27 protein-coding genes are annotated in these 26,382 nt (G+C 45.7%); 17 read left to right on the plus strand and 10 right to left on the minus strand.

All coding sequences use genetic code 11. From position 1 onward, the window contains the following. A partial coding sequence (locus IEV98_RS16980) for a T9SS type B sorting domain-containing protein (RefSeq protein WP_188507229.1) occupies positions 1-809 on the plus strand: 809 nt, incomplete at its 5' end. A gap of 1 nt (position 810) precedes the next feature. Further along, positions 811-1,722, plus strand: a complete 912-nt coding sequence (locus IEV98_RS16985; protein ID WP_188507230.1) for a PorP/SprF family type IX secretion system membrane protein — start codon at positions 811-813, stop codon at positions 1,720-1,722. 21 nt (positions 1,723-1,743) lie between these two features. Here the strand turns inward: IEV98_RS16985 and IEV98_RS16990 are convergent, their stop codons facing one another. Together IEV98_RS16990 and IEV98_RS16995 are read right to left on the minus strand one after the other, a co-directional pair. Next, complete coding sequence (locus IEV98_RS16990) at positions 1,744-2,151, minus strand: hypothetical protein (RefSeq protein ID WP_229738807.1); 408 nt, start codon at positions 2,149-2,151, stop codon at positions 1,744-1,746. Between the two features lie 156 nt (positions 2,152-2,307). Further along, positions 2,308-2,631, minus strand: a complete 324-nt coding sequence (locus tag IEV98_RS16995; protein WP_188507232.1) for a hypothetical protein — start codon at positions 2,629-2,631, stop codon at positions 2,308-2,310. A gap of 537 nt (positions 2,632-3,168) precedes the next feature. Between IEV98_RS16995 and IEV98_RS17000 the strand changes: the two genes are divergently transcribed. Then, positions 3,169-4,980 carry a helix-turn-helix transcriptional regulator gene (locus IEV98_RS17000; protein ID WP_188507233.1) on the plus strand — a complete coding sequence of 604 codons (1,812 nt, stop codon included), beginning with the start codon at positions 3,169-3,171 and terminating at the stop codon, positions 4,978-4,980. A 14-nt stretch (positions 4,981-4,994) separates the two neighbouring features. Here IEV98_RS17000 and IEV98_RS17005 read toward each other — a convergent pair whose 3' ends face one another. Further along, the gene (locus tag IEV98_RS17005) at positions 4,995-5,861 is read right to left on the minus strand and encodes an alpha/beta hydrolase (RefSeq protein WP_188507234.1); all 867 of its coding nucleotides are present in this window, start codon (positions 5,859-5,861) and stop codon (positions 4,995-4,997) included. Positions 5,862-5,993: 132 nt separating this feature from the next. Between IEV98_RS17005 and IEV98_RS17010 the strand changes: the two genes are divergently transcribed. Continuing rightward, entirely contained in the window at positions 5,994-6,365 is a 372-nt protein-coding gene (locus IEV98_RS17010; protein ID WP_188507235.1) for a VOC family protein, read from the plus strand. Positions 6,366-6,492: 127 nt separating this feature from the next. Further along, entirely contained in the window at positions 6,493-7,290 is a 798-nt protein-coding gene (locus IEV98_RS17015) for a hypothetical protein (RefSeq protein WP_188507236.1), read from the plus strand. Positions 7,291-7,334: 44 nt separating this feature from the next. Here the strand turns inward: IEV98_RS17015 and IEV98_RS17020 are convergent, their stop codons facing one another. Continuing rightward, complete coding sequence (locus IEV98_RS17020; protein WP_188507237.1) at positions 7,335-9,989, minus strand: DUF5916 domain-containing protein; 2,655 nt, start codon at positions 9,987-9,989, stop codon at positions 7,335-7,337. A 128-nt stretch (positions 9,990-10,117) separates the two neighbouring features. Here IEV98_RS17020 and IEV98_RS17025 point away from each other — a divergent pair, with 128 nt between their 5' ends. Beyond that, positions 10,118-10,552 carry a hypothetical protein gene (locus tag IEV98_RS17025; RefSeq protein WP_188507238.1) on the plus strand — a complete coding sequence of 145 codons (435 nt, stop codon included), beginning with the start codon at positions 10,118-10,120 and terminating at the stop codon, positions 10,550-10,552. On the opposite strand, the gene IEV98_RS17030 is transcribed toward IEV98_RS17025, so the two are convergent. Continuing rightward, entirely contained in the window at positions 10,549-11,076 is a 528-nt protein-coding gene (locus IEV98_RS17030; protein WP_229738808.1) for a DinB family protein, read from the minus strand. The genes IEV98_RS17025 and IEV98_RS17030 overlap by 4 nt on opposite strands. A 177-nt stretch (positions 11,077-11,253) precedes the next feature. Here IEV98_RS17030 and metA point away from each other — a divergent pair, with 177 nt between their 5' ends. The 3 genes from metA to IEV98_RS17045 all read left to right on the plus strand — a co-directional run bounded on the left by metA (position 11,254) and on the right by IEV98_RS17045 (position 13,851). Further along, positions 11,254-12,198 (plus strand): homoserine O-acetyltransferase MetA, encoded by a 945-nt coding sequence (metA, locus tag IEV98_RS17035; RefSeq protein WP_188507239.1) that lies wholly within the window; start codon positions 11,254-11,256, stop codon positions 12,196-12,198. An 82-nt stretch (positions 12,199-12,280) separates the two neighbouring features. Continuing rightward, positions 12,281-13,015, plus strand: coding sequence for a methyltransferase domain-containing protein (locus tag IEV98_RS17040; RefSeq protein WP_229738809.1), 735 nt, complete (start codon positions 12,281-12,283; stop codon positions 13,013-13,015). A gap of 143 nt (positions 13,016-13,158) precedes the next feature. Beyond that, positions 13,159-13,851, plus strand: coding sequence for a type 1 glutamine amidotransferase domain-containing protein (locus tag IEV98_RS17045; protein WP_188507241.1), 693 nt, complete (start codon positions 13,159-13,161; stop codon positions 13,849-13,851). 15 nt (positions 13,852-13,866) lie between these two features. On the opposite strand, the gene IEV98_RS17050 is transcribed toward IEV98_RS17045, so the two are convergent. Both IEV98_RS17050 and IEV98_RS17055 read right to left on the minus strand, forming a co-directional pair. Then, the gene (locus IEV98_RS17050) at positions 13,867-14,580 is read right to left on the minus strand and encodes a pseudouridine synthase (protein ID WP_229738810.1); all 714 of its coding nucleotides are present in this window, start codon (positions 14,578-14,580) and stop codon (positions 13,867-13,869) included. Between the two features lie 15 nt (positions 14,581-14,595). Then, entirely contained in the window at positions 14,596-14,850 is a 255-nt protein-coding gene (locus IEV98_RS17055; protein WP_188507242.1) for a DUF4342 domain-containing protein, read from the minus strand. Positions 14,851-14,975: 125 nt separating this feature from the next. On the opposite strand from IEV98_RS17055, the gene IEV98_RS17060 reads away from it, so the two are divergent. Beyond that, complete coding sequence (locus IEV98_RS17060; protein ID WP_188507243.1) at positions 14,976-15,209, plus strand: hypothetical protein; 234 nt, start codon at positions 14,976-14,978, stop codon at positions 15,207-15,209. Here the strand turns inward: IEV98_RS17060 and IEV98_RS17065 are convergent. Continuing rightward, positions 15,206-15,976 carry a TerC family protein gene (locus IEV98_RS17065; RefSeq protein ID WP_188507244.1) on the minus strand — a complete coding sequence of 257 codons (771 nt, stop codon included), beginning with the start codon at positions 15,974-15,976 and terminating at the stop codon, positions 15,206-15,208. The two genes, IEV98_RS17060 and IEV98_RS17065, sit on opposite strands and share 4 nt — an antisense overlap. A 293-nt stretch (positions 15,977-16,269) precedes the next feature. On the opposite strand from IEV98_RS17065, the gene IEV98_RS17070 reads away from it, so the two are divergent. Both IEV98_RS17070 and IEV98_RS17075 read left to right on the plus strand, forming a co-directional pair. Beyond that, positions 16,270-17,523: an exonuclease SbcCD subunit D gene (locus tag IEV98_RS17070; protein ID WP_188507245.1), complete on the plus strand. Its 1,254-nt coding sequence runs from the start codon at positions 16,270-16,272 to the stop codon at positions 17,521-17,523. Beyond that, the gene (locus tag IEV98_RS17075; RefSeq protein WP_188507246.1) at positions 17,520-21,251 is read left to right on the plus strand and encodes an AAA family ATPase; all 3,732 of its coding nucleotides are present in this window, start codon (positions 17,520-17,522) and stop codon (positions 21,249-21,251) included. Before IEV98_RS17070 ends, IEV98_RS17075 begins: the two co-directional genes overlap by 4 nt. Positions 21,252-21,257: 6 nt before the next feature. Here the strand turns inward: IEV98_RS17075 and IEV98_RS17080 are convergent, their stop codons facing one another. Continuing rightward, on the minus strand, positions 21,258-22,166 hold the full coding sequence (locus IEV98_RS17080; protein WP_188507247.1) for an alpha/beta fold hydrolase: 909 nt from the start codon (positions 22,164-22,166) through the stop codon (positions 21,258-21,260). Positions 22,167-22,245: 79 nt separating this feature from the next. On the opposite strand from IEV98_RS17080, the gene IEV98_RS17085 reads away from it, so the two are divergent. Next, complete coding sequence (locus IEV98_RS17085) at positions 22,246-22,827, plus strand: YdeI/OmpD-associated family protein (protein WP_188507248.1); 582 nt, start codon at positions 22,246-22,248, stop codon at positions 22,825-22,827. Positions 22,828-22,909: 82 nt separating this feature from the next. Continuing rightward, positions 22,910-23,854: an energy transducer TonB gene (locus IEV98_RS17090; protein WP_188507249.1), complete on the plus strand. Its 945-nt coding sequence runs from the start codon at positions 22,910-22,912 to the stop codon at positions 23,852-23,854. 10 nt (positions 23,855-23,864) lie between these two features. Here the strand turns inward: IEV98_RS17090 and IEV98_RS17095 are convergent, their stop codons facing one another. After that, positions 23,865-24,737 carry an AadS family aminoglycoside 6-adenylyltransferase gene (locus IEV98_RS17095; protein ID WP_188507250.1) on the minus strand — a complete coding sequence of 291 codons (873 nt, stop codon included), beginning with the start codon at positions 24,735-24,737 and terminating at the stop codon, positions 23,865-23,867. A 155-nt stretch (positions 24,738-24,892) separates the two neighbouring features. On the opposite strand from IEV98_RS17095, the gene IEV98_RS17100 reads away from it, so the two are divergent. From IEV98_RS17100 to IEV98_RS17110, 3 genes are all read left to right on the plus strand, one after another. Beyond that, on the plus strand, positions 24,893-25,255 hold the full coding sequence (locus IEV98_RS17100; RefSeq protein WP_188507251.1) for a TfoX/Sxy family protein: 363 nt from the start codon (positions 24,893-24,895) through the stop codon (positions 25,253-25,255). Further along, on the plus strand, positions 25,255-25,830 hold the full coding sequence (locus IEV98_RS17105) for a Crp/Fnr family transcriptional regulator (RefSeq protein WP_188507252.1): 576 nt from the start codon (positions 25,255-25,257) through the stop codon (positions 25,828-25,830). Before IEV98_RS17100 ends, IEV98_RS17105 begins: the two co-directional genes overlap by 1 nt. A gap of 63 nt (positions 25,831-25,893) precedes the next feature. Further along, complete coding sequence (locus IEV98_RS17110; protein ID WP_188507253.1) at positions 25,894-26,370, plus strand: carboxymuconolactone decarboxylase family protein; 477 nt, start codon at positions 25,894-25,896, stop codon at positions 26,368-26,370. Positions 26,371-26,382: the final 12 nt, after the last annotated feature.

Raw genomic sequence — 26,382 nt, forward strand, 5'->3', positions numbered from 1 at the left:
CGGTCGCGGATGGTGCCGATGGCTATCGCATTTCCATCGGTACCACCGCCGGAGGTACGAATGTGGTAGATGGGGAGGAAGTAAACGGTACGACATACAACCACGCGACCGACTGGGAAGAAAACACGACCTACTATGTTACCGTGGTGCCATACAATGCCGCCGGGGAAGCAGACGGCTGCATAGAAATCAGCTTTACCACCACTACACTTTTGGTTGCACCGGAATGCACGACCATCATTCGCCCACGAGACGGCGAAAGCAGCATATCACTAAATGATGGGATTGCTTGGACTGCCGTGGAAGGTGCAGAAGGTTACTACGTCGCTATCGGTACAACACCCAGTGGATCCGACCTAGTAGACGCTGACATCGTGGTCGGCACTACTTACCACCCCAAGATCGATTTCAAAGAAAACACACCCTACTACATCCGGGTTATCCCGTTCAATGCCGCAGGCGAAGCAACGAGTTGCAGCGAACTGCGTTTCCTCATTATTCCAGACACGCGTATCCAACGGACTAAATATGGAATTTCCCCCAACGGCGACGGCATCAATGACAACTGGCAAATCGATGGCATTGAGCGCCATCCCGAAAATTCGGTAGCCGTTTTCAGCAGATGGGGCGATTTGGTCTTCTTCTTAAAAGATTACGACAACCAATCCAAGGTATTTGACGGAAAGGCAAATAAGCTTACCCGGCTCGGAGGCGGAATACTGCCCGCTGGAACGTATTTCTTTGTGATCGAATACAAAGAAGACAACACGTTAAAGAAGATCGAGGGCATGTTGGTTATCAAACGTTAATATGAAATTCGGAACATATCCTATCTTTCTTGCCATCGTGGTACTTTGGATACCTCGGTTTTCCTCCGGCCAGCAAACACCGCTTTTTGCAGCTTATCACTATGACCCGTTCCTCATTAATCCGGCCTACTCCGGTATGGCCAAAGGTTCGGTGATCAGTTTCAATCACAACCGCTACACCCGTTATATTGAAGGCACCCCCAGCAGCTCCGCTTTGAGCTTCCACACGCCGCTAGCCAACGATAAAATGGGAGTGGGCGCCACGATCCTTGACGACCGGATTGGCGTGGCTTCTGCAACCACCGCGACATTAGCCTACTCCTATAAGATTTATTTTGATCATCAGCAAAACCGACCATACTGGGCTGTCTACGACCAGAACGTTTTTTCTTTTGGCATGACTGCGGGCGTGCAGCGACTCCACGAAAATCTGTTGGAGCTGGGCGTCGAAGGCGATCCTGAGTTTGCAAACAATCTCTCCGAAACTATTCCGGTAATTGGAGCAGGCGTTTTATATAACCGAGTGGGTTTTTATTTGGGATTATCCATACCCAACTTGTTAGGTAATCGCTTCGCCTCGCGGGATAATCTGAATCTTTCGACACCCATTTACGGCTATTTCGGGTACCGTTTTTTTACCGACCTTTACAAGGAGAATATGATTACGCCAAGCTTGCTGGTGAAATATGAAAAAGGCGCTCCTGTCCAGATCGATGCCAATGTGTCTGCAGCGCTAAAAAATAGGTTTGAGATAGGGGCCGGCTACAGGACTAATTCCTCTGTCAATTTCTTGTTGGGCTTTTATCCGGTTGAACAACTCCGGCTGGTTTATCAATACAGCGTTGGATTCAATCACCCTGTACTTGGCAACAACCACGGTTTTGCCTTATCTTATGCTTTTGATTATGATTGAGTTAACGCACGATACCTAGGACTACCAGAATTCTGCACGTGGCAAGGCGTAGTAGTTGGTGTCCTCAATTGATTGCCAAGGCGCTTGGTGAAAACGCCAGGATTCCTTGATTTTGTCAAAAGATTTGCCTATATCCTGTTCACCCCATTGGTACCCTACCTGATAGACTTCTGCACCGTGAGTGATCGTACCAAACACGATGGGAGTGGATGAACCAGAAACACCATTGGTATACATCACGGCTTTTTGAATGGTAAATGCGACCCCCTTGGGAAAGGCAATGATTTTTACCAAATCGGGCTCCGACAAGTTTGCTTGCTCGTCGACATATTGCCAGTTTGGATGCAAACTATCCAACAGTACGTTGGGGTAGTTGTCATTGAAGGGTAGTCGTTCACAGAAAAGGACAGATGGACGGTTTAATTCCACAGTTTTCCCAATCCATTCCTTGAATGGCTCGTAGCGGTCAATACGTGTTGATTTGGTTTTTATCGATATATAAAGGAATAATACGAACAATGTGATCCCCAGACAAACTGCTGTAAAAATAATAACCAAGATCTTTTTGGACGACATATAAAGCAATTAATCCAACGGTTCAAGCAGCTGTTTCAATCCAGCGACAACTTCGCTTTCAAACTGTTTTGTTCGCGCTTGCTTCGCAAGTATATAGATTCCCAACGGTAACATGAAGAACAGATAAACAAAAGCCATATCTAAATTTGTCGATGTGGTAATCTTGCCTTGCTCGGGTTTGCACTTAATGGCGACATTACCGGTAATTGTGAAGCCACTTGTCCGCACTTGTAATGTTCCCATACCAGTTTGGATTTTATATTGTGGAAATTTCTCTCGTAGACCTGCTATAAGATATTCTTTTGCAAAAGGCTTGAATTGTAAATTTTGCATGATTTTAATTATTAATTTGCGAGTGTTAGATAAAATTGAATCGATTTTCAAAAAGCTTTCCAATCAACGGCAACGGCTTTCTTACCTTATTAATAACATGTATAATACCTAATACTGAAAAAATTAAAAACGCGAAGCCGACACTGATCAATATCGCGGCCACATTTATTGATATCAATCCAGCGATTAGTGCGAATGAATTACACAACGCACCAAGTATCAGTAAACCAAACCCTTGTTTCAAATGGTATCGGCTTGTATCGTCTCTTTCGTCTTTCCCAAAAAAATAGGCCACCAGCCACAGGAGCCCCAAATAACCTAGTACCGATTGCATGTGTGAGTTCATATTTTATGCGTTTAGAAGCTCGATGTAAAATTGGTCAGAAATCTTCAGAGAACATGAGAAATGTCCGTTACAAAGCATCTACCACGCTGATTTATTGCATATATAAAGTATCTACATCAAATCTTTAGTCTCATACCTTTCGTGTGGACGGAAATTTTTTTATTATTTTGTTGAGTAGGTAAACAAGTTATATGAGTCTAACCGACATCGTGCTATCGCTGCTTTTTCTTTTATTGTGCCCATCCTTAAGCGCACAGCATAACGCTGATTTTACAGGTGCCACACTTGAGCGTGTAGATCAATTACAATTGCAGAATAATACAGAAGGAGCGATAAGCGTACTTAAAACGGCCATTGGTAGAACGGCTTCACCCGATGATCTTTCTTATTTGTATGCTTATCAAAGTGGGTTGTATGTTTCGATGGATAGTCTTCTAATCGGAAAGAAGTACCTTGACCTCAGTTTTGAAAACGCCAGAAAAGCAAAAAGAAACACGTCAAAAGCCGTTGCGTACCGGGCCAAAGCTTACCTAAATAATATACTGAACCTTCCAGATTCCGTCGTAAAAGATGCGCTTACAGGACTTAAATACCTGGAAGGGGATGATGATGACCTCATCACTACATATAACCTCAATTACCTGTTATATAGTGCCTATAGTAAATGGGATGCCGAAGAAAAGATGGAAAAATATATCCGGACGTGCGCAGCATATGCCGTTCGGGCGCAAAGTCCCAATCTACAGGCCAATGCAAACAATGGTATTTCCAGCATGTATTTGGCCCGATATCGAAAAACGCATCGGCTCAATTTTTTGGATAGTAGTTACCATTATTTGAACAATGCATTTGCGATCTATCAAAAGCACCCGGGAAAAGTAAGTGGAAACACGTTGGTTATCACCTGCATCAATCTGGCTAATTATTATCTTGATTTTGATGGCACTGGAGTAGCCGAACGCAAACAAAAGGCCTTTGACTATCTTGCGCTTGCTGAAGAGAAACTTAATAGTAAAGTGGCATCGGCTGATAAGTGGATCAATGTACTCGGTATCAAAAGCGGCTTCGCCAAATTGGAAGGAAACGTTTCACTCGCCGAGCGGTACCTTTTGCAGGGGCTCGGCCAGCTCGCAAGCGACGGGGGAAATTACTTCAAGCTCGAATACCTGGTTAATAAGGAACTAGCGGATATTTCAAGAAAAAAAGACAAGCTTAAATCGGCATTAGTCTATCAACAAAAAGCAGAAGAATTATTAAAGAAGTCTTTTGATGAACAGCAATTGTTGAATGCGCAGAAACTGGAGATACAATACGAAACGGAAAAGAAAGACCAACAGTTGACGTTGCTCAATGCTCGCGCTGCGTTTCAGAAGAGCCAAAATTATCTGTATGGTGGAATTGCAGCTGCACTTGTTTTTGCACTTGTTTTTATGTTTTTGTCTTATCATTTCAAACTAAGATATTCCATTGAGCGTGAAAAAAAGATCCAACAAGAAATGGAGGAAGGAGAGCGCCGCATGACCATCCAAATTCAGTTGGAAAAAGAAGAACAAGCACGACTAAAAGCGGAGCAAGAGTTACTGGAAATGAAACGCCAACAATTGGAAAAAGAAACCCTTACAAACTCGTTGATCATTGCGCATAAGAACGATATGTTCAGGCAAATTCAGGATAAAATCCAGGAAGGGGATACTGGAAATATACAAAAGCTACTTAAGGAAGAATTATTAATGCGTGCCGATTTTGAAGATATCAAAACGCAAATACAGGAATTGCATCCCAACTTCTTTAGCCACCTTAGCGAAAAGGCTTCACAGCGGCTGACATCACTCGATCTGAAATATTGCGCCTACCTATACTTGAAAATGACAACAAAACAAATTGCACAGCTGCTTCATGTAGAACCGCAAAGCGTACGGATGTTTAAGTATCGGTTAAAACAAAAATTCGGATTGGACAAAAACCTTGATTTAGAAGATTTTTTGCAGAGCGCGGATTTTTAAGTTGCTACAAACCACTATTCATAGGTATTTATCCAAGCTAATGCATGGTTGACGACTTCTGATACCGCCGTAGGGTCGACCAAAAAGTCGTGACCGACACCGTCCAAGGTGATGAGCTGTACGGTTTTTCCATTATTTTCCAACGCTTCTTCCAAGGCTGTCGACAACGCGTAGGGCACCGTAGTGTCTGCCGTACCATGGATCAGCAAGGTAGGTACGGCATCAGTTAGGTAACTGATTGGGCCAGCAGCAGAAAAGCGTGGGGAATAAGGTGTTGCTATCGGCGCACCGGCCATAGCTTCGATAGGAACCTTCAATGGGCCCAGGGCTGCAACAGCCAGAAATTCATCTGGAAATGCAGTGGGGCCTGCCACTGAAATAACAGCAGAGACCTCGTTTTCCCGTTGAAAACCGTAAGCGTACAGCAAGGCCATATGTGCACCGGCACTTGCCCCAAGTAACTGATAATGCGTTGTACGGATACCCCATTCCTCAGCGTTGGCCTTAACAGCCGCTAGTGCCAGTCCGACATCCTCCATTAACCCCTCAAAATGATGGTTTTCAGACACAAAACGGTAATTAATACTTATCGAACCGATTTGGTTTTGCAGCAATACTTGCTGCATGCCCGCCAAGTCCGTTTTATCTCCAGCTATCCATGCTCCGCCGTGAATCAATATCACAATAGGGGTTTTTTCATCGCGCCCTTCCGGCAATGCCACCGTCATACGCTGCCTGCTGTCAGGCCCGTATGAGGCGTCCGTTTCAATAAATAATTCCCGGTCAGGAACTTTATCTACGGGATCCTTAACACATGAAGAGACCAAGGTCATTAGCAGCACAAGAAGCAGGGATAGTTGAGCGGCGCTTTTTGTTTTCATGTCGCGAATTTACCAAAATGCGGAAACTTCTAATCAAATTAGTTGTCTTGAATACGGTGTTTGCTAAAATAACCTTAGTTTAGCCAGTGCATAGGAAGCCTGAAAAGGTATAATCGCATCAGTCAGAATAATATGGAAAACAAAATCTTAGGTCTTCGGACCGCCATTTACCAGGTGGGTGATATCGCCGCCGCCAAACGTTGGTATGCCGAAGCATTTGGAAAGCAGCCGTATTTCGACGAGCCTTTTTATGTCGGATTTGACATCGGCGGCTTTGAGTTGGGTCTTCAACCGCAGGTAGCAACAGCGACCAAAACGGAGAGTGTGGTCGCGTATTGGGGTGTCGTCGACATCAACGGCGAGGTCGCCCGCTTTGTGAAGTTAGGAGCTTCCGAATATGAATCGCCTAAGGATGTCGGCGGTGGTATCCAAGTGGCTAAAGTGAGAGACCCATGGGATAACATCGTCGGGCTGATTTACAATCCGCATTTTAAGGCGAGTTAGCGAAACGATTACATCGAAAACGGCTCATTGAGATTACTGAAGGCATGCATAAATAAAAAAAGAGCAGTTACTGCCCATTTTATACTATTTTAGCAGTTTATAGGTGGTTGGTAGTTAAATCAAGCATATGCGGAGAAGTTTGTTGATTATTTTTGGTATGGCTGCGTCGGTTTGGAATGCCCTCGCACAGGAGCCAGCGGAGCAGGCTAAATATGAGTTAATCCGTGAAACAATTAATTTTCTGGCGACGGACAAGGTGGTTTCGCAGGATACCAGTTTTAGGATATCCTGTGAGACACTGGATTACGACTGTTTCACACAGCAGTTAGCCATGAAGCCCATTGCGGGAATCGAGCGATGGTACAATAGCTGGCGGTCTCTGAGCGCTACTGATGATGCTGGGTTGGTTGCCTTGCGAAATCAAGTTTTTGCCGATATCTTTGAGCGGCCGGGAAAGGGTTATCGGAAGCAACTTGCCGGTTATGAAAGTTACGTCTCCCACACCGAACGCTTAATTGATCTAAACGATGAAGTACCGCTGGAGGATACTATTATGGACACTACGCTATCATCGTTGATCGTCCCCACCCAAGTACAACCAACCAATCCCGAGGAACTTACCGATCGGAATGAAAACCCTGAAAAAGAAAATACCATGATTGCTTACCTCGCTTTTGCCATTGGCATCATTGCTTTAATTATTGCCCTCGTACCGATTTTCAAGAAAAAGGAGCAGCGGCAGCCTGTTGATATTCAGGGATTACATGAACAGCTTGAGGAATTGGCCCTGCGAATGAAACGTTTGGAGCGGAAAATGCCCGACAACCAAATCAAGGATGCCATAGCCAATTTAGCGGATATCATGGAGTCTGTGGAAAAACGGGTGGCCGAACTGGAAACTGGCTACAAATCGGATAACGATTAACACAGAGCGGAATGCAAGGTCATGGGCCACGTAACTGCCTTTTTTCATAAATTAAACCAGTAATTGATTTTCATCATAAATGTATCGGTAGCAAACAGCCCAAACATTTTATCCAGATTTGCCCCCCAGCCGGGATGGTAAATATCGTCCTGATTGGACCGCCTGTGTTCCCATACGAGGTAAAGTGTTGAACCCGGTAGGTATTCCCAACGGGCTACCAAATTAGAACGGAGCTCATTAAAACTAAAATCCGGATCCTTGAAAGATCGTTCACCATTACCTACAACATATTGCCCGTTATTGTAGCTGATTTCATCACTGGCAAACTCATTGAAGCGATTGGAATACGTATGCGAGCGGGTATCTGCCGCCAGCTTAAACCGGTCATAGGTTGCTACCGATGTAAACGGCGAACCGTAATATTGAATAGAAATATCAGGCGTAACATTGACTTGCATATTCAACGTTACGCCATACGTCTCCTGCTTCATTCGTCCCATTACATACTCGGTTTTACCTTCGGCATCGTCTGCGGGTACAATACTGCTCACGTATTGCAAGTTATCCTTGTTCCAGGCGTAATCCAATTGTCCGGTCAAACGGATATGATTCCCTAGCCTGAAAATCATACTTGGGTGCAGCTGATTGTATCCTGTTTCCTCATTTAAATAATGCCTGCCGTCATACTGAAGTTTAAGGACCACTCTTCTAGCCCGGTCGGTACTTAAATTCACGTTGGTCTCAAAATTTGAATGATAGCGTATATCCGGTCCGCCTCTTAATCGGCGGCTATCCACCGTATTCCAGCTGAATGTTTCCTTCACGTCCATTTCCACGCGATGTTTGATACTTAAGCTCCGCCAGCGTATTGCCACGTCGTTGTTCATCGCGTCGCCGCCATAGTTCCAGACATTTTTCTGGGTCAGGTTAATTCCTGCAAATCGGAAAGGGCCCCATGGATCCGTTTTTCGGAATGCTATTTCTGATTCATTCAGCATATAATCCGACTGTCTCATATACCCCACGTCGTTAAGATCAAAACCTGGAGATGCCCAACTGAACGTCTGCGAGAAATTCCATTGTGCATTTCCTTTCTTTCCAATCTTTAGGTAGCCACCCGTACCCTGTAAGGCGCGCATATCAGGACTGAGATTCAGGTAACCGGCTCCTGATTCCCGATGGAAATAGTGCGTCGCATTCATTTTGGTTTTTAACAACGCCTCCGGAGAGCCATGCAACGAACTCACCATTCCCTTTGCATCTACATAGTAAAGTCGGTTCGCAAAATAATGGGTAAGGTCTACTCCCGCGGTAAACGCATTTTCAACCAGGGCATCCCGTAGATGCGGTTTGGTTAGGTAACGGTTTACAGCCGTAACCATGCCTCCCAGTAAGGTATTTCCTTCCCAGTTTTTCTGTACCCTCGCCACCGTATAATTGGTAAGGGGTTCCGTTACTTCACGATCGTGTATCCCATTACGCATCACCTTCGAGGAAGTTTGCGCAGTAACGCTTTCCAACAACCCGATTGTGACACCTTTTCTATTTGTTCCCGTCAATTTCAGGGCACCGATGATGGGGATAAATTGAGGGGTACTCGCGTAGTTTTCGATATTGTCTATGCCATGAGGGCGGTAAGAAGGCATGGCGCCGATCCTACGGCTATAAAACATCATGCCGTCTTCAATATTGTCAAACTCCAGAATATGCTTACCTTCAAGAAAGAAGGGCCTTTTTTCATCATAGAAAACTTCATATGCAGAGAGGTTCATCACCGATGGATCGAGCTCTACCTGGCCATAGTCTGGATTGACGGTTACATCAAGTGTAAAATCCTTTAGTGCGAATTTAGCATCCATCCCCGCATTTCCTTGCCATTTGCTCCCTTGCTGAAAGGGGCTATGGGGTATCTTGGGCTCATTGATATGCTTACCCATTACATAGGGTAGGAACTCAATTCCCTTGGGTTTCGGCAAATCGGTCATGCCATGCATTTCGCCGAAAGAAAAAACGTGCCCGTTGTTCTTTATCGGAATCAAACTCCAATTCTGGACTTCGTTATTTCTACGGATAATGCGTCTTACATGCAATCCCCATATCCCATCCGTATTTTTTTGGTTATACCTGAGCTGGCTGAATGGGATGCGGAGCTCGGCTGTCCAGCATGAATCCGATACGTTGATGTGGGTACGTCCTTCCCAAACCGCATTCCAACTCAGATTTACGGAAAGCTTGTCCGTAACCGTCAGTTCCGTTTTGTTTCCGCCGAGGTTGATGTTGAATTCTGGAGCTACACGGTAATCGTGATAAGTATCAAACGCAATGCTGATCAGGTCGCCGTTGCTGTTGTCATCCCGGTTTCCAACGAATGCATTCATGGTCTCCGGATGTTCATCTCTACAGTAAACGCCTACATAAATGTTTTCGTCGTCATAGAATATTTTCATACGTGTCCATGACACGGTGTGCGCACGTTCGAAAGGGATAACCTGTGAGAATTTTTCGGACCATGCTCCTTTATGTTCCCAAATGTCTTCATCCAGTTTTCCATCTACTACGGGCCGTTCCCCATGAAGTTTCGTAACGTGATATACCCGCTTATAAGCATCTTCAAAAGTGACCACTTCCTTTCTTTCATCTTGTGCTTGACATATCGCTTGGGCAACAAAAAGGAAAAGCACGACGCAATAATATTTCATAAATGGTACCGACGTTCTATAGGTTTCCAAGATTACGGCCAAAAGTATTAAATAAGAAGTACATTTATAGCATTGCATGCCTTCTTATCTTACCAATCTTGCTCTCATTTTCTTAATTTCGCATAATCATGGTTAAACGATATCGGAAGTGGCTCCTTGGGTTGATTATTGCAGTTCTCTGTGTGCTCTCCGTTTGGGACCTGTTGGGCAATCGCGGCCCCAGTGATTTGATCGGAGGCTTCGAAGAAGTTGCTTTTGTCCGGAATGAACAAAATAAAGGGGGGATTATCCGGGTTTATGCCTTCAGCGTCGCTGATACGATTGGCGCAGACTATATCGGATGTGGCAACCTGTTACCCCATAATGATTACGGCAGTATAACCACGGCTTATTTCTTCGAATCAGGAAAGCCAATCCCAGATTTACTTGATCTGGAGCCGCCACATTTCGATACGACCCGCTATCAACCGGTCGCTGTATACAATAAGGGCGATGATGGGGTAGTAAAGCTGCATAAGATCAGCCAGGCAGTCAATCAGGAAGCCATTGCACCATCGCCTTAATATTTTATGTGGTCATCCACATCGTATTTCACGCCCGGATAATCCAGTATCCTGCGCATCAAACCTAGCTGGCCACAGAGGTAATCTTCCCTACCTATACACATGCCAATAAAGTTGAGTACGGTTTCCTGAAAAAAGGATATCTCCATGTTTAGTGGAAATTGTGCATTCAACCGTGCATCGTTAATCGTTAGGAGCGCCCCGTATGCAAGTGGTGATATTTTATGAAAATTTGCTTTAAGCTCCGCTAGTGTAGGATAGTTGAAACTTTCGTCCAACGATTTGCCCTGGAAGAATAAATCGTCATGCGGATCCTTTTCGTCAGCGCCTAATACACGGGCTAGGCCATAGCGCATATTTACAAAGTTGCCCGCTATCCAGATTACATGATTGGTTCGACCCGCTATTCTTTTTGACGCGTCGGCTTCTGATATACCATCCAATACATTCATAAAGGTCTGCGTATGCATCCTGTAGGCAGGAATGATAATATTTAACTGCTGTGATAAGGGAGTATCCATCATTTTAGTTTTTTGAGTTTGTCCTTCAGTTCAAAGTCAAAAATAGGACACATTCTTTGAATTATACGGTGACAAATGCGACAATCAAAAGGGGTAAATAAGACAGGTCAACCCAAAAAAAGCGACAAAACCCCAAAATTCTCCTTATTTTTGTAGGCTCAGATCAAGGTGCGAGAAAGAATGCCAGTAAAGATACCAGATAATCTTCCAGCGATTGCCCAACTCAAAAAAGAGAATATATTTGTGATGGATGACTTGCGGGCTAATACGCAGGACATTCGTCCGATGCGGGTCATTATCCTAAATTTGATGCCGTTGAAAATTTCAACGGAGACTGATTTTATCCGATTGCTCTCCAACAACCCTTTGCAGGTTGAGGTTGAATTTCTGCGGTTGGATACCCATACTCCGAAAAACACACCGTTGGAGCATCTGGAATTGTTCTATAAGGGTTTTAGGGAAGTTACGGAGAACTTTTACGACGGAATGATTATTACCGGTGCACCCGTGGAGAAGCTGGAATTTGAGGACGTTTCGTACTGGGATGAAATCAAAATGATTTTTGATTGGGCAAGAACGCACGTTACATCCACCCTGTATATCTGTTGGGCTTCCCAAGCGGCGTTGTATCATTTTTATAATGTTAAGAAAGTTCCCTTGGATGCGAAACTGTTCGGTGTTTTTAAGCACACTGCGGTCGATAAGCGACATCCATTGTTTCGTGGATTCGATGATGAGTTCTATATTCCGCATAGCCGCCATACCACGCTTGCAGATGTGGATTTAGTAGGCATAGAAGAGGTTGATGTCCTGGCTAAATCTGAAGAAGCAGGCATGGCTATCATCACTTCAAGGGGAGGTCGGGAATTTTATTTGACCGGGCATTCGGAATATGCACCATTGACCCTCCATGAAGAATATAGGAGGGACGCGGAGCAAGGAGCTTCGATCGACGTGCCAAAGCACTATTACACCGGAAATGATCCCAATCAACCGCCTGTTGTCCGCTGGGCCAGCCATGCGAATCTACTGTTCAACAATTGGCTGAACTATTTCGTTTACCAAGAAACTCCATTTGATGTAAAGGAAGTAGCGCATTTAGGAGAAATCAAACCACACGGTTAATGAGCCGGAGTATGTGATTATGCCTTGGAATCCAGATACGTATAATCAGTTTAAGAACATCAGGTATCAGCCCTTTTTTGATATGACGGAATTTATTTCCGGAGATAGTTTGAAGAACGGCATCGATATCGGATGCGGTACCGGAGAACAGACTAGCATCTTATCAAAAAAATTTAATCAGGCCTTTTTTTTGGGGATTGACCCTTCACGGGAAATGCTTTCAAAAAGCAAGGAACTGGAGAGCAGCAAGTTGAGTTTTAAGTTAGCTACCGTGGAGGAACTGATCGATGCTGGAGCGCCGCAAAAATGGGACCTTATTTTTAGCAACGCCGCGCTGCAATGGTCCGAAAACCATGAGGAATTATTCCCGAGGTTAATCGCGCTGCTAAGTGATACGGGGCAGTTTGCCGTACAAATGCCGGTACAAAAGGAAAATCTTCTCAATCAAATCTTATTGGATTTGGTACAGGAAAGCCCCTTTGCCGAATTCTTAGGTGGTTGGAAAAGAGAATCATCCATGTTGAGTATCGACGACTACGCCCAGATCATGTTTGCCGGCAAATTAAAAGAAATTCAAATCATACAAAAAATCTATCCGATTATCGCCAATCATCCCAAAGAGTTGGTTGATTTTATCGCTGGTTCTGCCTTGATTCCCTACATGGAAAAATTGTCGGAGCGTGAAAAGCAACAATTTATCACCGCGTATAAAAGCCGGATTGAGAAAACGTTTAAAAGGTTCCCAACCATCTATGCGTTTAAAAGGCTGCTCCTGTATGGACGTAAAAATAAGATTGACGATAAGGGGACGAACTGAAAGTTTGGCATGGAGACGACTGCCTTAGCGGCAGTAGGTTAATGGATTCTCATGGCAATGTTAATTAATGTGAAATCTAAGCTGGCTACCCCAATATTGCATCCTTTTTGACGTTAACGGGATAAAGTTAACAACGCGCACAAATGAAGAAATTATTGATAATACTAACCTCTCGTGGTACACTGGCCGGTAGCGACCGTAAAACGGGACTGTGGTTGAGCACATTTAGCGATGCCTATTATACGTTTGTGGGGCAGGGATATGAAGTTACAGTGGCCAGTCCAGAAGGAGGGCGGCCACCGATTGATCCGTTGAGTGAGGAAACGCAAGATGCCAGTGAAAATGCGACGGTTTTTCGCGATGACTACCTGTCGCAACTCGAGCTGGGTAACACTTGGCGGATCGATGAGGTCGATGTTTCGATGTATGACGCAGTCTACATTGCCGACGGCCACGGCGCAATGTGGGACATCGCATCGAGTAAGCAGATCGGCAGGCTACTATACCAGTGTTTTCTTGAGGGAAAGCCAGTTGCCATGGTGGGGCACGGCGTGGCGGCACTGGTCAAGTTTGTCGAGCTTCGCCCAAACGCGCTCAAAGGACTGCGGGTGACCTGTTTTACCGATACGGAGGAGGCTTTGTTGAAAAGACACCACGATGTGCCTTTCAGTCTGACCGACTGGCTAAAGGAACAAGGTGTACAATTCGGTCATGCCATCGTCCCATTCACACCATATGTAACGACAGACGGGTTTTTAATAACTGGTCAAAACCCGGCTTCGGCACTTCCGGTTGCCCAGGCATTGGTAGAAAAAATGGAGGAGATCTATGCCTAGCAGCGCGTGAGGTCGCTAACGATAATCATCCCTTAGGTGTAAGTCCAAGATTGACATGGCCCGTCTGAACTCGGGGAGCAGTGGCGCCGTTATCACCACGTCCGATCCGGTAATGGGATGTTTGAAGCACAGGCTACTTGCATGCAATAGCATGGTATCCATGTTAAACGTTTGCTTCCAGAGCTTGTTCTGTTTGTTGCAACCGTGGGGTCTGTCGCCAATAATCGGGTGGAGGATGTGGGCGAAATGACGCCGTAACTGATGCATTCGGCCAGTTTCTGGTCGGGCTTTCACGAGTGAGTAGCGTGAGGTCTGATGCTTACCGGCGGGAAGCGCTATTTCGGCTGTTGCAATGGTCATAAACCGTGTCAGCGCATCCTGCATGCTACCGTTTTCCTTTTTTAACGGGTAATCGATTTCACCTTTTTCCGGCGAGTATCCGCGTAGTATCGCTAGGTATGTCTTCTGTATCTGCCTAACGGCAAATAATTGCTGCATTTTGCTGTCGCTGGTTTTATCGAGCGAAAACAGCAGTGTGCCACTGGTTTTCCTGTCTAGTCTGTGGGCAGGATAGACGGGCCTTCCGATCTGATCGCGCAACAGCTGGAGTGCAAACAGCGACACGTCGTTTGCGATCAAAGACCGGTGCACCAGTAGTCCTGGAGGTTTATTAACCGCAATCAGGTATTCGTCCTGATAGATAACGTCGAGTGTCATGCTAGCTGTCATGCCAAAGGCGCTTCCTTATGACTTCAAATCCGTGTCTTCATCTCGTTCCACGGTGATCGTACACTCGGTTAGCAGGGCAGCGGCGGCTCCGATAGCGGCAAGGAGCGGGGCCAGCAAAAGGCCGACAACGCCCACCGTAACGGGGAAACTCATGATCTCCTTGCCTGATTTATCGGAAAGGATGATTTTTCGGACATTGCCTTCGGCAACGATATCCTTGATCTTCTGCAATAGCTCTTCGCCCTTGACAAAAAAAGATTCTTTATTCATGTTGTGTTATTCTGAATGTAAAGGTAGTATGTTGGATTTGGAAATCAATGTATCAATTGAATAAACGATGACGAAATCCAAGATACGCATAAATTCACTATCTTTAGCAATTAAAATTACCACACATGTTAGCGCCATTTGATATTGAAATTTTTGACTATACCTATTCTGTTTTTCCAGAAGAGGAGGGAGTATATACCATTTATAAAGAGGGGATTGAATACCTTCAAATACAAAGGGACACGGAGAGTCAATGGCTGAAACTCGATCCTGAGTCGGGAATCCCGCTTTTCGGGCTGGATGAAGAGGTAAACGCCATTGGGCAGGCAATTGTGGCCCGCGAAAAAAATAGCCGCTAGGTTTTGTTTTCTTCCAGATTTTTTATCGCTTTCTTTTCCGACCTGATATTCAAGAATTCCACAAGTACAGCAAACGCCATTGAAAAATAGATATAGCCTTTCGGGATATGCTGATCAAATGCTTCCGCAGTAAGTGAAACACCGATAAGTAACAGAAATGCCAAGGCCAACATTTTTACAGACGGGTAATCATTAACGAATTTGGAAATGCTTTCCGCCGATACAAGCATTATTGCCACCGCAACGATAACGGCGGCGATCATCACGCCGATCTGATCAACCATCCCAACAGCCGTGATTACGGAGTCAAGTGAAAACACCAAATCCAGGATGATTATTTGTAAAATTACGTTTCCGAAGGTAACGGGTTTATTTCTTTTGGACGATGATTCGACGTGACCTTCTACCTTATGGTGTATTTCAGTTGTTGCCTTATAGATCAGGAACAAACCGCCGATAAATAAGATCAAATCCCTCCCAGATAACGAAAGGTACCTTTGCCAAGCAGGGTGGGTTATACCCAAGGTGTCACCTAGATTAAGGAATGGTTTCGTGAGCCCCATTATCCAACTGATAGAAAACAAGAGACCAACACGCATCACGAGGGCTAAGAGCAACCCTAATTGACGGGCTTTCTTCTGTTGTTCAGCTGGTAATTTCCCACTTTGGATGGAAATAAAAACAATATTGTCAATTCCAAGAACAATTTCCAAAACGGTAAGCGTCAAAAAGGAAATCCAGATTTGCGGGTCGCTGATCCATTCCATAGTGAATGATTTTAGAGTCGTACAATTATACAAATATTCTCGTTTATTAATCTCCTGCTTTTTACACGCAATCAAACATATATGCCTGCATTTTTCATCGTCCTCTGGATCGTTTTATCCACAGGTTCTTCAAGCGTGTGGATTTTACTTGGAGTTTGAAATTTACATTTCCCCTTGGAATTAATTCCCTATTTTTGGCAGGATCCGACTTCAATAATCCGGTTTCTTTCTCTTTCATGATATCATGAGAATTAGCAATTAGTTGAACAGCATTAACGTATCATAAGGCACGAATGAACATCCTACACACCGCCGATTGGCATCTAGGCCAGCTCTTCCATGAATACGAACGCACCTTTGAGCACCAGCAATTCCTGGATTGGTTGGTGCAGACGTTGCAGCAGGAAGAAGTAGATGTCTTGCTCATTAGCGGCGATGTGTTCGATCTATCCAACCCATCCGCTGCTACCACCCGGCAATTTTATACCTTCCTCAGCCAGGCGGTCAAAATATGCCCGGATATCCAGATTGTTGTCACCGCTGGCAACCACGACTCCGCCTCGCGGCTGGAGGCACCGAGACCATTACTCGAATCGTTCAACATCAACATCGTTGGTATGGTGGCGAAAGATGAGCAGGGAAATGTGGACGCCAGCAAACTCATTATCCCGCTCATTAAAGATGGGAATATCAAAGCCTGGTGCTTGGCCGTTCCGTTTCTGCGTTTGGGCGACTATCCCGTTCTAACCGATTGCGATAACCCCTACGCCGAGGGCGTTGCCCTGCTTTACCAGAACCTATATAACGCGGCCAAAACCAAACAGGAACCGGGGCAAGCCATCATTGCGATGGGACATCTGCATGCCCGCCATGCCGAGATCTCAGACATGGACAAGGCCGAACGGCTTATCATGGGTGGGGTCGAGTGCATTGCCGCATCGGCGTTTCCCGAAGACATCGCCTACGTTGCCTTGGGGCATATCCATAAGGCGCAGCGGCTTGGGGGTAAGGAACATATCCGGTATTGCGGTAGCCCACTACCTATGTCATTTTCGGAGATCAACTACAAGCATCAGGTCGTCCTCTTTACGGTTGAAGGTAGTCATATTACCCAGCTCCGACCTATTGAAGTACCTATTTCCACGCCACTGCTCAAAGTGCCATCCGTGCACAGCCGCATGGAGGAAGTACTGGTTGCATTACGGCAATTGCCCACAGCCGTCGGGAAAAATCGATCCACAGCACCTTATTTACAGGTGTCTGTCTTGTTGGATGCGCCGGAACCCGGTCTCCGGCATAAAGTAGAGCAAGCCATCGCCGATAAACATGTCCGCCTCGCTCGTATCGATACGAGATATCCCATACAGCAGTACCCCACAATGCACGGGCAGGCCGTTTCACCCGATGAGCTCCAATCATTGCAACCAATCGATGTCTTCACCAAGATATATCAGGCAAAATATGCCAGTGCGGTACCCGCGGAATTGATGGCACTGTTCAACGGCGTGGCTCAGCAGGTTTACGAAAATTCGGAGGATAAGGCATGAAGATATTGGCCATCCGCATCCGGAATCTTGCCTCGCTGGAAGGCAGCACGGAGATCGACTTTACGCGGGAGCCGTTGCGCTCCACCGGTATCTTCGCCATTACCGGTCCTACCGGCGCTGGCAAATCGACCATTCTCGATGCACTGTGTCTGGCACTTTACGCCAAAACCCCGCGTTATGCGCAAGCCCGCGAAATCGGCATTGAACTAGCAGACGTGCAGGGCAGCACGATCAATCAAAGTGATGTGCGCGCTATGCTGCGCGATGGCACTGCCGAGGGGTATGCCGAAGTCGATTTCGTCGGCATCGACGGTCAACACTACCGCGCCAATTGGAGTGTGCGCCGTGCACGGAATAGGATAGAAGGTAGCCTACAGCAGGCCAATACAACGTTGAAGAATCTCACTGCCGATAGTGATATCGGTGGTCGAAAAACTGAGCTGCTACCCGAAATCACCAGGTTGGTAGGGCTCAATTACGATCAGTTTACACGTTCTGTGCTGCTGGCACAGGGCGATTTTACGGCCTTCCTTAAGGCTGATAAGGATCAGAAAGCATCGCTGCTCGAAAAACTGACCGGTACCAACATCTATTCCGCATTGTCCAAAAAGGTGTTCGAACGGCATCGCGAAGAAGATCAGCAACTCAAATTCCTCCAACAGCGTCAGGAGGGGATTGCTATACTCACCATCGAAGAGTTAGCCAACCTAAAGGAACAGGAAGCCACATTAGCAAAAAACCTCGACGAGCTCAACGCTCGGATCGATGCCGTCGTCAAAGAAATCAAATGGCATGAAGACCTGAGCAATCATCAAGATCATGTTGCCCAGGCCCACCAAATGCAACAAGCACGCATCATCGAAAAGGAACAGGCTGGCGACCGCGAAAAATACCTGCAGCAGGTAGAGCAGGTACAATCCACTCACACATGGATAGATGCACTGCGCGACGCTACCGATCTATTCGCCCAGCGGCAGGAAGCACTGACTAAAACCCAGGCCCAAGGGCTGCTACTGGCCGACAGGGTCGCCGAGATCGAGGCAACGGTGATCGAAGCCATCGAACACCTTGCCAGTCAAACTGTCAACGAGGAGGAAGCCAAGCCTCTTTTGGACCAAGCGAAAAAGCTGGATGTCCAGCTGCAGGCCACTGAAGTTGAAATCGCCGCTGCGCAGCAACAATTGGATATCCGCGAAGCAAAAAGGGAGGCCAGCCAAAAGCACCTTTTACAACACCGCCACGAGGCCGAGTCATTAGCTCAGCAGATCGAAAAGCTGCAGGAATGGAAGGAAAAACATTTCAACCGCCAGCCAGTAGCCGAGAACCGTACCCGTATCGTCACTAAACTTGACGATGCTCGTATGCAGCTGGAAGCAATTGAAACCGCCTCAAAGACCGCCATTCGATACGAGACAGCAATCAAGGAAAAGACCACGGAGCATACGCACTTCACGCAACGTTCCGGAAATCTCACAAAGGAAGTGAGTGAGGCCAAAAGACAACTTGAAGCGTTGCAAAGGGAGCTGTCTGCGCATTCCATCGAACAATTGCACGAAGAAAACAAGGCATTAAGCGCCATGGTTGAAGACATCCGTAATGCAACCGATGCCTGGAGGCAGGTTTATAAGACTCAGCAAGACATCAGCGCGCTTTCAGAAAAAGCAGTGCATACGCAAAAGGAACTAGCTGATAACGACGCAGCGCTTGCGGCCGCAGTCACGGCGCTCCAAGCGGTCACCGAACAGCGCAAAGCCTCGGCGGCGATGTTAGCGAAAGCTATGCTCGCCGCATCTGAAAATGTAGAAGCCCTACGTGCGGGATTGGTAGACGGGCAACCCTGCCCGGTGTGCGGCAGCGAAACACATCGGTATGTTCATGAAAATCCGCAACTCAACCAAGTGCTGGATGAATTGAAGAAAGCCCATGATACGTTAGAAATGAGCTATAACGACCACCTGTCCAGCTATAGCCAATTGTCACAATCTGCCACGCTATTCGCACAAACCATCACCGCGATCGAACGCGATATTCAGATCAAGCATGCCGAGCTCCGGGTCTTTATGAATGATTGGGAGACGCTCGTCGTCAGTCAAGCCTGCTCAGGTATCGCAGCCGAAGAGCGGGAAGCTTGGTTGGCCGAGCAGCTCACCCATGCAAAGGCCAAGCAGGATACCATTGCCCGACAGCTCGAGCATTATCAGACGGTACAGTCGCGCCGTGAGACCGTCCGGCAAGCGTGGCAACACCTGCAATCCGAACACACCGCGATGCTCGATGAACTTAAGGATTCAGCACATATCCTCCAAACACTTAACGAGCGTCTCACACTCGTCCAATCCGAACAATCGGCCAACGCGAATCGCTTGGGACAAAGCCTAAACTCCTTGCAAGCCTACTTCCCGGACGACCTATGGATCGCCAATTGGAAAAGTCAACCTGATGCCTTTCTGGAAAGCATCAATACCTTTGCCGACGAATGGGAACAAGTAACCGAGGTATTAGCGCGTGACCGTAATAAGCTCGACGTATTGCAGGCTACCATCGCCGGACTCCAAAACGAAGAACACACGCTTGCCGCTGATGCCGCCCAATCCAGACGCGATCTTGCCGGTAAACAAGCCATTTACCAAACACTAAGCAAAAGCCGTCAATCCATTTTCGCTGGTGAGGCTGTTGGAGTAATAGAAGCCCAGCTAAAGCAGCAGGTCGTTGAGGCACAGGAGCAATTGAATAGCCAAAAGCAGCAGCAAGAGCGTCTGCAAACGGACAGGGCCCGTGCTAACGTGACGGCCATGGAAATTGAGCGCGAAATCGCTCGGCTGGAAAAGCGGAGAGGCGAGCTGTCTGGAAAAATCGAACAATGGCTTACGGAATACAATGCTAAGCAGCAAGATACACTAGATCGGGATGGGCTACAAGCTTTACTTGCCCATCCGGTAGCATGGATTGCCGAAGAGCGGGCAGCACTTTCAGCAATCGAACATGGCATTACCCAAGCTACATCTGTATTGGATGAACGCATGCGCGTACTCGCACAGCACAAAAAAAAGCAACCGTCGGACCAATCACCGGATGTGCTTAGCGAACAAGTAGCGGCGCTTCAAACCAGTAGGTTAGCATCCCAACAGGATCACAGCGAAATCGGCTTTCAATTAAAGCAACACGAAGCCAACAAGCGACAGTTGGGCGATTTGTTGGCTACCATACAGGCACAGGCGACCATCGTGGAAAACTGGTCCAAGCTGAACGAAATCATAGGTTCTGCCGATGGTAAGAAATTTAGGCAGGTAGCGCAAGAGTATACGCTTGATGTATTGCTTACCTACGCCAATGTTCATTTGGAAGTATTGTCCAAGCGCTATTGCCTGCAACGGATACCGAATACATTGGGTTTACAGGTGATTGATCAAGACATGGGTGATGAAGTACGTACGGTGTATTCCCTTTCCGGGGGTGAATCCTTCCTCGTATCATTGGCATTGGCGCTGGGATTGGCTTCCTTGTCGGCCAACCGAATGAATGTAGAATCCTTATTTATTGACGAAGGTTTCGGCTCGCTCGATCCCGATACACTCAATATTGCGATGGATGCATTAGAGCGGCTGCACAACCAAGGCCGCAAAGTTGGTGTTATCTCCCACGTTCAGGAAATGACCGAGCGGATACCGGTGCAAATTAAGGTAACTAAGCTGCAACAAGGGCGGAGTGGGGTAGCGGTTGTCGAATGATGACATTTAAGAAAGGGTCCTCTCCAGCCACTCGAATATATCATCGAAAACCAGTTGCCGATTGTCCTCGTTTAGTACCTCATGGCGCATGTTGGGATAGATCTTTAGCTCGACCCGCTCAAAGCCACCATCCTGCAATTCCTGTACGACCTTTTCCACGCCTTTGCCGAAATCACCGATAGGGTCTTCTGCTCCGCTTACAAAGAGCAATGGCATACGTTGAGGGATGCTTTTAGCCCAACTCGATCGGGTTGCCTCGACATTGAGGGCGAGAAGGCCAAAGAACGCATTGTTGCTGAAATCCACTCCACACAGCTCATCATTCAGGAATGATTTTCTATTTGCCGTACTGACACTCAACCAATTTGTGCCGTCATTCGGATTTTCATGTTTGAATTTTTGGTTATTGATTTTTGAGAAGAGCGCATTGAGCCATTTACTGCGTTTTGCCGGTGCGATTCGATTGGCTAGGCATAACACCGGGCGAAACAAGGCCGCCATTGGGTTCGGTCCGCCAGTCCCTATCAGAATTGCACCATCAAACAGGTGAGCGGCCTTCTTTAATAATAGGCGGGCAACAAACGACCCCATGGAATGCCCCATCAAGATCAGTTTCCCACCCGGAAAGCGTTGCGACAGGGCATAAGTCATCCGTTCAGCGTCGTTAACCAAGCGGTTGTCGGGATGATTCCTGTCGAAGAATCCCAATTGTTCGTTGGTTTTGGCCGTGCGCCCATGTCCAATATGGTCATATGTGAGCACGGCATAACCTTGCTCCTTCAAATAATTTGCAAAACCTTCATACCTTCCGCTATGTTCCTGCATGCCATGCAACAATAGGACGGCAGCCTTGATAGGAGGATGATCAGGTTCATATGCCGTATAGTGTATATACGTTGGTGTGATATTTTCCATATTGTAGGTTAAAGGTAGGAAATAGCGGTCTAATATAATCGCGTCGCATATAAAAAGAATTTAGCTAAGTTTGTACATTATGAATGCACAAGCAGAACACTTTTTCGAGGCGGCCAATCAATGGAAGGACGAATTTCATTTATTGCGAGAAATTGTCCGTGAAAATCAATCACTGGAAGAAGATTATAAATGGATGCATCCCTGCTACACTTTTGAAGGAAAAAATATTGTGCTTATTCACGGATTTAAGGAGTACTGTGCATTGTTGTTTCATAAAGGAGCATTGATAACGGATTCAAAAGATGTTTTAATCCAGCAAACCGAAAATGTACAGTCGGCAAGACAAATGAGATTTACCCATGTCGAACAAATTATAGCGCAGGGATCCCTGATTAAAGATTACATTAAAGAAGCGATTGAGATTGAAAAATCGGGAAAGAAAGTGAAAATGAAAAAAGTCGCTGATTATCCCGTTCCCCGAGAATTTCAGCTCGCGTTAGATGAGGATAACGCATTACGCACTGCGTTCTATTCGTTAACACCCGGAAGGCAAAAAGGATATCTATTTTATTTCAACCAAGCCAAACAAACCAAAACACGAGAAGCGCGGATTGAAAAATACTATCAGCATATTTTAGACAGCAAAGGCATTGATGATTAGATACACCATTTTTGGCTGTATACTCATCCTGTGTCTTTTTTTGCATGTCAACACGGCTACTAACTTCAAATGTAATTGAACAATGAAATTCGTATTTGTCCTACTTATTCCTGGATTCCTCTATGCACAAGAGGAAATCGTCACTTACCGGAAGCACAGCGGAGAAATTGTACAGCATAAGGACAGTGCCGATTATATCCGGATTATCAAACTTCCACGTTCGGAGTCACAATTGCCTCAGCTTACTGAATACTATCTCGATGAACAACTCAAAAAGACAGGCAATATTCTTGATGCGAAAGGTTACCCCCAGTTTCAGGGGCCTGTCATTGAATACTACGAAGACGGGCAACAAAGGGCTCGCGAGTTTTTCGATAAGGGACGGCGAGTCGGCAAAGCTAGCTATTATTACCAAAATGGGCAATTGAAGAAAGAATTGGTATACAGCCGGCCAGCAGAACTGAATGCTTTTGCTCATCCAGTGCCCGACACGTTAGTAAGCTACAACGACTCTCTCGGGACGGTATTGGTAACGGCTGGCAATGGGCACGTTAGAGAGATAGAAGGCGACGACTATGAGGAAGGTCAGTATCGGAATGGTTTACGTCAAGGCGAATGGAAGGGGACCTTCCACAAGAATCGTTATTCCTTTACCGAGCACTATGAGAACGGGGTGATGATGTCTGGCACTAGTGAGGACGGAGCGGGAAATTCCTTTACGTATACGGAGATGGGTACCCCTCCGGTATATGCTGGGGGAATCAATAAGCTAATGCAGTTTATTGGCAGTCACTATCGTTACCCCGCAGCAGCAATAAAAGGTGGCGTGCAAGGCATTGTCCAGCTGCAATTCGTGGTAGACCGCGATGGAACCGTAACCGAGATAAAGGTAATCCGCGATTTGGGATACGGCACCGGAGCAGAAGCCGTAAACGTATTGAAAAGAGCTCCGAAATGGACGCCTGGCTACCAACGCGGGGTTCCGGTTAGGGTTTCTTATATGTTGCCTATACGATTAAATTTATGAGGCGTGAGCGTCACTGACGTCGTTTTACCGCCCGCATTTCAATCAGGTATTTCCTGATAGCTGTTTCTAGTTCTTTGGGATATTTATAACCTAGCTTTTCGGATAATTCAGTTCCAATTTCTGTTACTAAATCTGCCATTGCAAATAATGCATTCCAATTCTCATTTATAGCTTTCCCCGAAAATGTCTGTTCTACTTTTTCCCACATCACCGGTGTCAAATATTTTCTAAAAAGTCTGCCGTACTTGTTCGTCGTTATGTTCCAATGGTGTTGGCTAGCAATGTGCCATTCAATTAACGGAATTAGGTAGTCCGTTCGGATATTGTTTTCAGACATAAATTTTGCATAAAAAAGTTCCTCCCTAACCAGGCATTTGGCGACATAAGTAGTGTCCCACCAAAAGTCATTCAAAATTTGTTTGAACTTTTGCGCCGTTGGTTTTTTTATGATAGAAACCTGGTAAGTCGGCTTTTTTAGGTTTTGCGTAATTCCTTCTTTATCAATCAGAACCTTATAACCTATATCCCAATCTTCCGGTAATTCGTTTCCGTTTACTTCTTCCAAAAAAATAGATTTACTATACAACTTGAAATCAACCTTTCCGTAATCATCATACAGAACCATTTTCATGGCGTATTTATAGTCGAAACAGCTTGCATCTTCTTCAACCATTGCAATGGGGTTGCCGAAGTGATATGTCCAATTATGGTTTGAAACATAGTTGGCATTGTCTAGGAAAACAAGCTCAATATCCAAGTCGCTAAATTCATCAACAGTTGCTAAAGGATTTACAAAAGAACTGGTCAGTAGGACCGCACTTATGTCCTTATTGTTTTCTGCCCAATCAATAATGGTTTTTAGCTTTTCTGTTATTATCTGCATGTTTGGTTATTGCTTTAATTTGTTTCAAATTCATTTAATTAAACAAATATAACTTTCTGGGGCATGCTCACCAACAATAACCAAGTTAGCCCCTCTACCGCCTCCGGGCAATAGGATGTTAACGGAATTTCATATCTTGCCCTAAAGATTACAATATGGCATACGGTATCGAATTGGCGCAACGGGTGAGGGATTATCTCCGAAACGTACCCAACGTCACCATCGAAGAAAAGAAGATGTTCGGCGGGCTCGCATTTCTTGTAAACGGGAAGATGTGTATTAATGTTACCGGCGTCGGTCTGATGTGCCGGTATGACAAACAACAAGCCCGTGCTATCGCCAAGCGGCTAGGTTACCGGCCGATGATCATGAATGGAAAGAATCTGCCCGGTTATTGTTATGTAAGTCCGGAGGGGTTCGTTAATCCAGATGACTTCAGTTTTTGGGTAGAGCTTTGTTTGGCATTTAACGAAAAAGCAAAAGCTGCGAAAAGGCCAAGTCGGAAAAATCATAAGTAATGAATACCATATTATTTCGCCATATCAACCAATTTGTCTCCATGGGAGCAAAGGAGTTTGAAGAAATTATTTTGTATTTCACTCCGGAGAAAGCGGCGAAGAAAGCGCTTTTAATGCATATAGGAGATACCGTACTTCATGACTATTTTGTGCTATCGGGTTGCCTGCAGATGTACTTTATAGACCATGAAGGAATGGAGCACACCGTACAATTTGCTTTAAAAGGCTGGTGGTTGGCAGACTATTTAGCCCTTCAGAAAAAGAAGCCCACCGAGTTCTACATACAAGCGGTAGAAAATTCAGTATTATTAAAGCTATCGCCGGCAAAACGAGATCAGCTTCTTTGCGCTTATCCAAAAATGGAGTCTTATTTCAGAGCGGTGTATCAAATCGCTTACGGAACATACCAAACAAGGATGAAGTATATCCTAAGTTATTCTAAAGAAGAAATCTATTTCAAATTCAGGGAATCATTTCCGGAGTTTGTAAATAGCGTTCCTCAATATCTTATTGCGAATTACCTGGGGCTTTCCGCAGAATACGTTAGTAAATTGCGGCGCAAACGCATTTCTTGAACCCGTTCAACTTTTTCTGGCGTAGCGCACTGTACCTTTGCCATACATTAATTTAAGTCACATATGGCACAGCGATTAAACTACAGTACGCATTTTCCTGAAGCTTACAACAAACTTCTGGAATTGGATACCTTGGCAGGTAATTCGGGGTTGGACAACTTTTTGGTCCATCTCGTAAGGTTACGGGCATCTCAAATCAATGGGTGTTTGTTTTGTATAGACATCCATACCAAACAAGCTATCCGGGATGGCGAAAAATCCCTGCGGTTACATCACTTACCAGGCTGGCAAGAATCATCATTATTTTCAGCAAAGGAAAAGGCAGCCTTGTTATGGACCGAGGCGCTAACCCGGCTAAGTCCGGAACGCACAAAAGACGAAATTTACCAATCCGTAAAATCTCATTTTAGTGACACCGAACTTACCAAACTCACCATGCTGATTGCCCTTATCAATGCACTCAATTGCTTTGGTGTGGGGTTCCGAGCCGAACCGGGGTCGGTTGACAAGGTTTTGGGGTTGGATAAAGTAGTATTATAATCCGAAACATTG

Origin of the sequence: Parapedobacter pyrenivorans, from assembly GCF_014636865.1 — a bacterium.
Lineage (GTDB): Bacteria > Bacteroidota > Bacteroidia > Sphingobacteriales > Sphingobacteriaceae > Parapedobacter > Parapedobacter pyrenivorans.

What these genes read in the sequence shown, in the direction of transcription:
- IEV98_RS16985 (WP_188507230.1), top strand. Translation starts at nt 811, where the DNA reads ATGAAATTCGGAACATATCCTATCTTTCTTGCCATCGTGGTACTTTGG.
- IEV98_RS16995 (WP_188507232.1), bottom strand. Translation starts at nt 2,631, where the DNA reads ATGCAAAATTTACAATTCAAGCCTTTTGCAAAAGAATATCTTATAGCA.
- IEV98_RS17000 (WP_188507233.1), top strand. Translation starts at nt 3,169, where the DNA reads ATGAGTCTAACCGACATCGTGCTATCGCTGCTTTTTCTTTTATTGTGC.
- IEV98_RS17005 (WP_188507234.1), bottom strand. Translation starts at nt 5,861, where the DNA reads ATGAAAACAAAAAGCGCCGCTCAACTATCCCTGCTTCTTGTGCTGCTA.
- IEV98_RS17010 (WP_188507235.1), top strand. Translation starts at nt 5,994, where the DNA reads ATGGAAAACAAAATCTTAGGTCTTCGGACCGCCATTTACCAGGTGGGT.
- IEV98_RS17015 (WP_188507236.1), top strand. Translation starts at nt 6,493, where the DNA reads ATGCGGAGAAGTTTGTTGATTATTTTTGGTATGGCTGCGTCGGTTTGG.
- IEV98_RS17020 (WP_188507237.1), bottom strand. Translation starts at nt 9,989, where the DNA reads ATGAAATATTATTGCGTCGTGCTTTTCCTTTTTGTTGCCCAAGCGATA.
- IEV98_RS17025 (WP_188507238.1), top strand. Translation starts at nt 10,118, where the DNA reads ATGGTTAAACGATATCGGAAGTGGCTCCTTGGGTTGATTATTGCAGTT.
- IEV98_RS17030 (WP_229738808.1), bottom strand. Translation starts at nt 11,076, where the DNA reads ATGATGGATACTCCCTTATCACAGCAGTTAAATATTATCATTCCTGCC.
- metA (WP_188507239.1), top strand. Translation starts at nt 11,254, where the DNA reads ATGCCAGTAAAGATACCAGATAATCTTCCAGCGATTGCCCAACTCAAA.
- IEV98_RS17040 (WP_229738809.1), top strand. Translation starts at nt 12,281, where the DNA reads ATGACGGAATTTATTTCCGGAGATAGTTTGAAGAACGGCATCGATATC.
- IEV98_RS17045 (WP_188507241.1), top strand. Translation starts at nt 13,159, where the DNA reads ATGAAGAAATTATTGATAATACTAACCTCTCGTGGTACACTGGCCGGT.
- IEV98_RS17050 (WP_229738810.1), bottom strand. Translation starts at nt 14,580, where the DNA reads ATGACAGCTAGCATGACACTCGACGTTATCTATCAGGACGAATACCTG.
- IEV98_RS17055 (WP_188507242.1), bottom strand. Translation starts at nt 14,850, where the DNA reads ATGAATAAAGAATCTTTTTTTGTCAAGGGCGAAGAGCTATTGCAGAAG.
- IEV98_RS17060 (WP_188507243.1), top strand. Translation starts at nt 14,976, where the DNA reads ATGTTAGCGCCATTTGATATTGAAATTTTTGACTATACCTATTCTGTT.
- IEV98_RS17065 (WP_188507244.1), bottom strand. Translation starts at nt 15,976, where the DNA reads ATGGAATGGATCAGCGACCCGCAAATCTGGATTTCCTTTTTGACGCTT.
- IEV98_RS17070 (WP_188507245.1), top strand. Translation starts at nt 16,270, where the DNA reads ATGAACATCCTACACACCGCCGATTGGCATCTAGGCCAGCTCTTCCAT.
- IEV98_RS17075 (WP_188507246.1), top strand. Translation starts at nt 17,520, where the DNA reads ATGAAGATATTGGCCATCCGCATCCGGAATCTTGCCTCGCTGGAAGGC.
- IEV98_RS17080 (WP_188507247.1), bottom strand. Translation starts at nt 22,166, where the DNA reads ATGGAAAATATCACACCAACGTATATACACTATACGGCATATGAACCT.
- IEV98_RS17085 (WP_188507248.1), top strand. Translation starts at nt 22,246, where the DNA reads ATGAATGCACAAGCAGAACACTTTTTCGAGGCGGCCAATCAATGGAAG.
- IEV98_RS17090 (WP_188507249.1), top strand. Translation starts at nt 22,910, where the DNA reads ATGAAATTCGTATTTGTCCTACTTATTCCTGGATTCCTCTATGCACAA.
- IEV98_RS17095 (WP_188507250.1), bottom strand. Translation starts at nt 24,737, where the DNA reads ATGCAGATAATAACAGAAAAGCTAAAAACCATTATTGATTGGGCAGAA.
- IEV98_RS17100 (WP_188507251.1), top strand. Translation starts at nt 24,893, where the DNA reads ATGGCATACGGTATCGAATTGGCGCAACGGGTGAGGGATTATCTCCGA.
- IEV98_RS17105 (WP_188507252.1), top strand. Translation starts at nt 25,255, where the DNA reads ATGAATACCATATTATTTCGCCATATCAACCAATTTGTCTCCATGGGA.
- IEV98_RS17110 (WP_188507253.1), top strand. Translation starts at nt 25,894, where the DNA reads ATGGCACAGCGATTAAACTACAGTACGCATTTTCCTGAAGCTTACAAC.